The sequence below is a fragment of the Lentilactobacillus sp. TOM.63 genome (genome assembly GCF_030361045.1).
Classification (GTDB): Bacteria; Bacillota; Bacilli; order Lactobacillales; family Lactobacillaceae; genus Lentilactobacillus; species Lentilactobacillus dabitei.
In genome coordinates, this window is the sequence record NZ_JAUCAP010000096.1 from 1 (window position 1) to 7,796 (window position 7,796).

Sequence of the window (7,796 nt, forward strand, 5' to 3'; positions counted from 1 at the left end):
TCTAACGAGAAACAAAAAATCTGTCATCAGTAATAGATAAAATCTATTACCAACAACAGATATTGTAGAACCGATTTTCCCTTGGCCTCTATTTGTTTGGATTAAGCAAATCAGTCAAATGAGCTGTTCCAATCTCATCGACTATTGATCAGCAATCATCGTTGTCCCATTTACCGTGACCCGGTTACGGCCCCGCTGTTTGGACAGATACAAATTCCGATCGGCCCTGAGATACAAATCAATGATCTGCGTATCACCTTTGGTAAAATTAGAAATTCCTGCAGACAGCGTCACCGGAATGTTGGCTCCATGATATTGGATTCCCGAATGCGAAACCATTTGGCAGCATCTCAATGCCACCCGTTCAGCACTCTTTTGATCAAGATTTGGTAATACCAAATTGAATTCTTCACCACCAACCCGATAAAGGCGCGAACCAGACTGATAGCTTCGGGAAATCTGTTTAATAATTGTCGCAACTTCAACCAACACCTGGTTACCGGCATCATGCCCATGATGGTCATTAATATCCTTAAAATAGTCAATATCAAAAGCAATTAACGATAGTGATGTGGCTTTTTGTTTGGCAACGGCTAACTGCTGACGAAAATCGGCTTCATACATGCGTTGATTCAGTAACCCAGTCAAGTAATCATGACTCGCATTTCGGCTGAGCACCACCATCAGCTCATTATCCTGATAGATTAATTTCAAGGCCAAATAAAATGTTCCCAGCAAGCAAATATATTGAACAACTAACTGAAAGACAGTGACAATATTGACAACGCCTAGCACAAAAAAGGTCAACCAGAATATCAGGATCGCCACTGATTGAATCCCAAAGTCGAGCCAAACCGTTTTCTGGGTCAGGACTGCTCGAATTAACATCAAGCCTAAAACAAACGCAAGCCCAATTCCCAACTGCAGAAATCCGCTGTCACCGATGCCCACCATCAACAATCGAAGGGCAGTTAATAGGCCGACCACCAGTAAATCCTGCCAATAATCAACGATCCCAATCAACATAATGACGATGAGGATGATGAAATTCGTTGATAAATCGTGGTTGCCCGAATTGACCTGTAAAAGTTCAAAAAAGAACCCAATCAGAAGGAAGTACCCAACCGTAAACCAATTAATGGCTGAGCGGCTCGTAATCTTGTCCATTCGATATTGACTTAAGTTATGGAAAACCGGCGTTAATAAAATAAGATGGTAACTCATAATGACACCAAGCTCACAAAAAATACCTAAGAACAGGCCTTCAAGCAGCCACTCAGTCATGGCCATGATTGTCACTTCCCTTCATTTCGTCATTAATCTCACTATTCAAGATAACTGATATATTACAGGCATTTTCTTAATAGTAAGTTAAAATAACATGTTAATCTCATCATTCATTTTTCCACGTTTTCACTTTCGGTACGATGCATTCAGAGCCGTCAAATTATTAAACGAATAGGCAATTTGGGCTTGCTGATTGCTGAGCGCACCAAAAATTGGAGATTGTTTGTCTCTAATTTGTTCCTTCCAAACTAACTGCATTGCCGTCTGATAGTGAACCCGATCGCCAATAGTCGCAAAAATCATTGCCGCTAATGCGTAGTTGGCAACCGATTGGCCATCATTAGCGACTTCACCTGTAATTCGGTAGCTGTTTTTCAACGCCTGCTTGTTCACTTGGAAGGCCAACCAGTTTTTGCTGGCTGCCTTTAATTTACCTACTTCTGCTAAATGAAGTAACACCTCTAGGGCTTCTGAAGTATTCAGATTATCAGCTGAATATTGCTTTGTCTGCCAGTTATAACTGGCATGGTATAGTGGAAAGACATCTCCCAAATAACCATTTTGAACGATTCTTAACTGCTTTTGATAGTGACTTCTACCCTGAGCAGTTGCACCTTCAAAATAACGGAGCGTTTGTAAATCAAAATACGCCAACGACCCCTTCTTAGCAGCTTGATCCTGGTTAACATCGTAATAATCAACCAGCTGACCACCTACGATGCAGTGACTCGTAAGTGCGGTGAATCGGGTCGCGGCTTCTTTCTGATATCGATTTGTATGATTAATCGCATCATAAACGACTAAAGCCTTGATAATCCTGAGATCATCCAGAGTGGCATTTACCGGGTATTGTTTGTGAGTTGTTGGATTATAACGATAGCTAAATTGAGGCCCCTGGTTAAAGACTTTTTTTGCCTGTGAATATAATGTCCGAAACTTTCTTGGTTGCTTGTCAGCATTCAGATATTGAAGCCACATTCCAACCGACTCACTTAACATGTCATGCCCACTTGCCAGGCTCGTTTGACTTCCTTGGTTGACAGTACTGGTGTACAACCCATTTTTCGTCAATAATTTCTGCTTGATAAACTTCTGGAGGCGTTGCTGGTTGGCAGAATTGGCCTGTTTTTCGCCCAGGGTTTTCGGAATAAGCACCTTAGGACTTGTTTTAGGCATCACTGTTGCAGTTTTTCGGCTGCAGGCACTGGCTCCAAGCATACTTCCCAAGAACATCCCAACAATCAAAATAACTTTTAACCATGTAAACTTAACTATTTTCATCGGCTTTACTGATGATTTCCCAGGGTTGCATGCCTGGGGGTCACGTTTCCTTTCTGCCATTCTTTATCAACGGCTTGCTGAGCAACCATGTTGAGGTAATTAAATGGAAAATCAAAATTTGGCTGAAATAGCATATCAATAAATGCCATATCATCAATCGTATTATTGTTTTGAATGAGAACTGAAACTGCGTTGGCTGACTGGGAAACGTCATGCTTACTACACAACTGAGCCCCTAAGACCCGCCGATTTTCAGGATTATAAACCAGCACAATTGTTAACGGGTCAGTGGACGGCATGTAAGTTGGCCGCCAAGTCCCTTGATAGACAACCTGTTCAGCGGGCACATGGTGACGCTGCGCATTTTCCAGTGTCAATCCCGTGGTTGCGACACATTCGCCAAATAACTTCATTGCAGATGTTGCCTGAGTCCCCATGTAGGGATATTGTTGGTTAAAAATGTTGAGCGCAATTAGGGTTCCCTGACGAATTGCATTAGTTGCCAGTGGGGTGTATGCCGGCGTACCGGTTGGGTTGAAACGAACCATTGCGCAATCCCCAGCCGCGTAAATATCCGGATCACTGGTCTGTAAATAATCATTCACGATAAATGCCCCATGACGTTCCACCTTCACTTGACCCGCCAGCAGCTCACTATTGGGGACAAAGCCGGTTGCGACGATGGCCAAATCAGCCGAATAATTTCCCTGATTAGTCTCAATTTGTAACTCACCATTTTCATTTGAACGAAAGGCCGTTACTCGATGATCGAGGTGAAGGTCAATCCCATGATTAACCAACAGTTTGACCAGTTGATCGGACAACTCTTTGCCGACATAATTATTCAGGATTTGGTCTCGTCCTTGGAATAACTGTACTTCATGCTCAGTTGTGGCATAGCTCTCTGCCAGTTCAGTCCCGGCATATCCCGCACCAACAACCGCAATTCGCCGATTCTGTTTGGCAGACTGGTAAATTGCCTGGGCCTGCTGATAATCTTTACAAAGCAGGACCTTTGACTCATCAATTCCAAAAATCGGCGGCAAGGCAACTGAAGAACCGGTTGACATGATCAGCTTGTCGTAACTATCCTCAATCAACTTGCCAGTTGCAATATCTGCGACCTGAATTTGGTGTTTTTTTGCATCGATCCTGAGAACTTCATGTTCCGTTTTTACGATCGCCCCCATTTTTTTCAGATCTTCCGGTGAAGAATAAAACATATCTTCCAGCCGCTTAACTTCACCACTCAAATACAACGAAATACCACAAGATAAGAACGACACATTCTGGTGCCGCTCATAAATGACCACGTCTACCTCCGGATGATCTTTTAAAATTCTAATTGCAGCCATTGTGCCAGCGTGTGTACACCCAATAATCACGATTTTCATTAATAACCCCTCCAAAACACTTTCATTTGTTTTACAAATACCCCATAATAAATTTGTACATGTATTTTCGAAGCATGATGCATCTTTACTTAATCAATCAGCTGAGATTTTCGTTCCACGCGATTAAATTTAGTTTGCGAAACTTTTTCACAAGCTGTCTAAGGAGCCCTCACTCAATGTATCGATACTTTATTCAACCACAAGTCAACGTTTATGCCAATTCGATTATTGGCTACGAAATGCTGATCCGTAAACAAGCCGCCGATGGAAGTTGGCGTTTGCCAAAAAGCTTTTCGGCCATCCCCATCGAAATCCAAATTGCCCTCCTAAAGCAGACCGCGGCTGAACTATCCCTCAAAGTGCGGACACTGTCGTTTAATGTCAATCGAACCCAATTTCTGGACGAAAAGATGACTCAAGCACTCATTGATGCCCAGCGTCAAATGCTACCGGTTATCCTAGTGGTCGAAGTGACCGAAGAAGCTGGTGAAGAACAGATTGCTTCTCACCAACTTGAAACCCACGGCAGGCTTCTTCAACAATACGGAATTCAGCTCAGCCTTGATGACGTGGATACTGGTGAAAATACCTATTCACGAATTGAAGACCTTCTCAAAGTTGCCGATGAAGTGAAATTTGCGATGCAAAATTTCCGTCAAGAACATCGGGAAACAGAAATCCCTCAAAAGCTCATGAATTGGAAATCAATTGCAGAAGAGACTAGAACCCGATTGATTATTGAAGGAACCGAGACCAGCGAAGAGGATCAAATGCTCAACGATCTTGAACTGCCATTGCGCCAAGGTTACTATTACGGCAAGCCTCGATTATTCCGATTTAAAGATGATCCCCGCTAATTTGACTCACCAACATCATATTCGGTTTCCTTAATCGCAGAATCAATTAAATCATACGGACCGTGCATTTCAGAAGAATCCCATTGCGCGGCCCCACTAATCAATGAAATATTTAACGACCCCAACTCCGCTGATGCCTTTAACTTCTGGTTAAAGGCATCTCTTATTCTGTCGAGAGCAATTTGCGCCCCAACTTCATCAGCAAACAATAGGACTCCCCAAGTGGGCACCTGCTCATTTAGATAATACGTAATATCATTTTCACGGGTGGTTACTGTCATCACATTAGACGTTAGTTCCAGCAACACTGAAATCTGCTGGTCGCTCATCATCGATTTCAATTGACCATAGTAGCGAATTCGAATAATACCGACAGTTACCGGCAGCTCAAAGCGGCGATTGGTTTCGATAAAAACTTGGGCATCTTGAACCATCGCAACCATTGTTCTGAGCTTTGTTTGAACATCGAACGCCCCCTGCTCAATTAAACTGGATCTAAGCTGTTGATTTTGCCGTTGCAATTGACGTTGTTTAACAGTCATTTGATAGACGAAAAATGATAACCCCAAAGGCACGATCAGCCAAAATGTGAGTGCCAGTGGAATATGCGGCCCTTGAGTCATATTCAGGTAAATCATGACCAGAATTTGGGCAAAAATGAACAAGCCGTTTTCAATTAATCCTGGAATAATCCCCCAAAAATAAGTGATCAAAATGGAAGCAACTGTTAGACCAATATAAATCGTATTTAACAACAAGTGCCCCGACGCGGTCATTAGAATAGCCGTCAACGTCAACAGGCCTAGAAATAACAATAAATATATATCTGCTTGTAAAGCCGTTTTTTGACTATCATTCATTTTGCTCACCCTTTCGATTCAAGAGGCCGTTTTTTCTTAGCAGTGCAACTATTGCAATTCCAATAATGATGAGGAACAACAGGGCAACTGCCAAATAAATCAAGATTCTAGAATTCTGACTGAATCTTTGTTGAACCGTTTTGCCAGGTTCAATTGCCGCCTGCTTTTTAAAGCGATAACTGAAATGATTGTTATCTGGATCGACAAGCAGGCCATCTTGATTGCGGTACATCTCAATATTTTTTTGAAAATTAAGTTGAGTCGAGCCTAAAACTGCCGCGGTTGGAGTGGCGCCAGTGATCACCAATAATGCTCGCCTTTTATTAAATGGCGACCTTAACAGTTGAGCGGTCCCAACGGTTTTCCCGTACTGGTGTTCAATACTCAATTTTTCATTTGAGACCAAACTTGAGAAGTGATTTCCGAACTGAAAATACAGTTGGGGATTCAACGACTTGATGAATGGGTTCTGTTTGGGTGCACCAAAAGCAATCACACTACTCCGTTTTAATTGATCTCGACTTGGGCGGTGACCCACAAATGTCACCTTCCCTGTATTACTTTGGGCATAGTTCCCAATCAGATTAAAGATATTAGATAACGTTTGAAAGTCCGGGCCTGTCATCGTTTTTGGCCGGACTACCATCAAGTTATCAAAAGTTTGATTCTTGATGAAGACCCCTGGATAATTACTAAATAACAAACTATTTTTGGGTTGCGACTTAATAATCGCCTTTGAATTTGAGCTAACCGTTGCCCATGGCGTTTGATTGTTATTGGCCTTTGATTGATCATCAATATCCAGATCAAAAGCAACGCGAACGGTAAACTCGTTTCCTAAAGACTGCCCCGCTGGAAATTTGACCGTTAGCTCATCATCATTTGCATGCTTGGCGGTTAGCTTTTTACTACCGATCGGTCTGTTGTTAATCAGGACGGTTACCATTGATCGCTTAAAGTTCAAATTCTTGGCATATCGAAAATGAAGTCTTACCTCAGAACCATCGGCATTGTCACGATCTACCGGCAAGCTCACAAAGTACGCTTGCTCCTGGTGATTAGCACCGACAATTTGGCTATCTTGTTTCGTTAATTGAGCGCTGCCATCATATTGCAATACTGACGTATAAGTCGGCGTATCCTGCGTGATCACCTTAGTGGCTTGGCTGGTTTCCTTCATCAACTCTTGATTGGCAATATATTTGGCTGCTTTTTTCAAGAGGGCGCCATTCTTAGCCGTCACAATTAACAAATGTTTGGTTTTCGTATCATGGGTTTTAATAACGGCCTGATTGGCAACGTCATTTTTAGCCACCATTTTTTTGATATTAGCTGGTAAGTGATCGTAGGTTGCGATCACCACCTGATAGGCGGCCTTCTTTGCCTGTGAATCATTAAAGGTTGTCACAGGGATTTGGTCGGTTTCAGTCGTAATGATGCGTGATTGCCCACAAAGTGCATACATCCCAGCAGCTAATTCATTATTTGTCGGCTGACTAGGTGTAGTAATCACCGCATTACGGTTCACAATTGTATCCGCACCGGTAAAGTGGCCATAAAAGGACTTGACCGATTTCGTTGGTGGCACCAACTGATATTTGAAATTGATATTCGCATTTTTATAAATTGTCAGCCAATTAGCCGGTGTTTGAGCGAGTTGGTAGTTTTTGTGACCGCCCTTATTTAAAGTCTGGCCACTCACCTCAATGTTGTTCTCACCGCTCAGTAAACGAGTTGGAATGTTAATTTTCTTGGTTTGGATTCCCGAAACCCGTTTGGGCCGAAAGGAATAGAATTTAACGTTGTTTACGGAAACTGTGATGTCTGAAATTTGTTTATCACTGAGTTGAGAAACTTGAAAGTTTAAGTTCAGCGTTGCCTGTTTAACGTTCCAATATCCCATCTTCACAAAATACATGTTTGTTTGAACCGCATTTCCAGATAAAGTAACGGTTTGATTTTGAAAGGGTTGAGTATAGGTTTGATCCTTGGCAAACGCTGCTTTACCAGAAACAAAAAAGATCCCTAAGTTTAATAGCATTGAAGTGCAACAGAAAAGTTAGACAAGTTTAGATATTGATTTAAGCTACCATGGCTTGATTCCTGTATTCTACAGG

Annotated in this window: 6 protein-coding genes; 1 reads left to right on the top strand and 5 read right to left on the bottom strand. The window is 42.2% G+C overall.

The features are described 5' to 3' along the window. Nucleotides 1-141: 141 nt before the first annotated feature. The 3 genes from QUF07_RS12575 to QUF07_RS12585 form a co-directional block, all read right to left on the bottom strand. Nucleotides 142-1,290 carry a GGDEF domain-containing protein gene (locus QUF07_RS12575; RefSeq protein WP_289427700.1) on the bottom strand — a complete coding sequence of 383 codons (1,149 nt, stop codon included), beginning with the start codon at nt 1,288-1,290 and terminating at the stop codon, nt 142-144. 123 nt (nt 1,291-1,413) lie between these two features. Beyond that, entirely contained in the window at nt 1,414-2,568 is a 1,155-nt protein-coding gene (locus QUF07_RS12580) for a glycosyl hydrolase family 8 (protein WP_289427701.1), read from the bottom strand. 5 nt (nt 2,569-2,573) lie between these two features. Further along, nucleotides 2,574-3,962 (bottom strand): FAD-dependent oxidoreductase, encoded by a 1,389-nt coding sequence (locus QUF07_RS12585; RefSeq protein WP_217165057.1) that lies wholly within the window; start codon nt 3,960-3,962, stop codon nt 2,574-2,576. 176 nt (nt 3,963-4,138) lie between these two features. On the opposite strand from QUF07_RS12585, the gene QUF07_RS12590 reads away from it, so the two are divergent. After that, nucleotides 4,139-4,819 carry an EAL domain-containing protein gene (locus QUF07_RS12590; protein WP_217165059.1) on the top strand — a complete coding sequence of 227 codons (681 nt, stop codon included), beginning with the start codon at nt 4,139-4,141 and terminating at the stop codon, nt 4,817-4,819. Here the strand turns inward: QUF07_RS12590 and QUF07_RS12595 are convergent. Together QUF07_RS12595 and QUF07_RS12600 are read right to left on the bottom strand one after the other, a co-directional pair. Then, on the bottom strand, nt 4,816-5,679 hold the full coding sequence (locus QUF07_RS12595) for a GGDEF domain-containing protein (protein ID WP_217165061.1): 864 nt from the start codon (nt 5,677-5,679) through the stop codon (nt 4,816-4,818). The two genes, QUF07_RS12590 and QUF07_RS12595, sit on opposite strands and share 4 nt — an antisense overlap. After that, nucleotides 5,672-7,720 carry a cellulose biosynthesis cyclic di-GMP-binding regulatory protein BcsB gene (locus QUF07_RS12600; protein WP_289427705.1) on the bottom strand — a complete coding sequence of 683 codons (2,049 nt, stop codon included), beginning with the start codon at nt 7,718-7,720 and terminating at the stop codon, nt 5,672-5,674. Before QUF07_RS12600 ends, QUF07_RS12595 begins: the two co-directional genes overlap by 8 nt. Between the last annotated feature and the right edge of the window lie 76 nt (nt 7,721-7,796).

Bases quoted from the DNA above. Each gene is read 5' to 3' on its own strand.
- QUF07_RS12595 (WP_217165061.1), bottom strand. From the start codon at position 5,679: ATGAATGATAGTCAAAAAACGGCTTTACAAGCAGATATATATTTATTG.
- QUF07_RS12590 (WP_217165059.1), top strand. From the start codon at position 4,139: ATGTATCGATACTTTATTCAACCACAAGTCAACGTTTATGCCAATTCG.
- QUF07_RS12600 (WP_289427705.1), bottom strand. From the start codon at position 7,720: ATGCTATTAAACTTAGGGATCTTTTTTGTTTCTGGTAAAGCAGCGTTT.
- QUF07_RS12585 (WP_217165057.1), bottom strand. From the start codon at position 3,962: ATGAAAATCGTGATTATTGGGTGTACACACGCTGGCACAATGGCTGCA.
- QUF07_RS12580 (WP_289427701.1), bottom strand. From the start codon at position 2,568: ATGAAAATAGTTAAGTTTACATGGTTAAAAGTTATTTTGATTGTTGGG.
- QUF07_RS12575 (WP_289427700.1), bottom strand. From the start codon at position 1,290: ATGGCCATGACTGAGTGGCTGCTTGAAGGCCTGTTCTTAGGTATTTTT.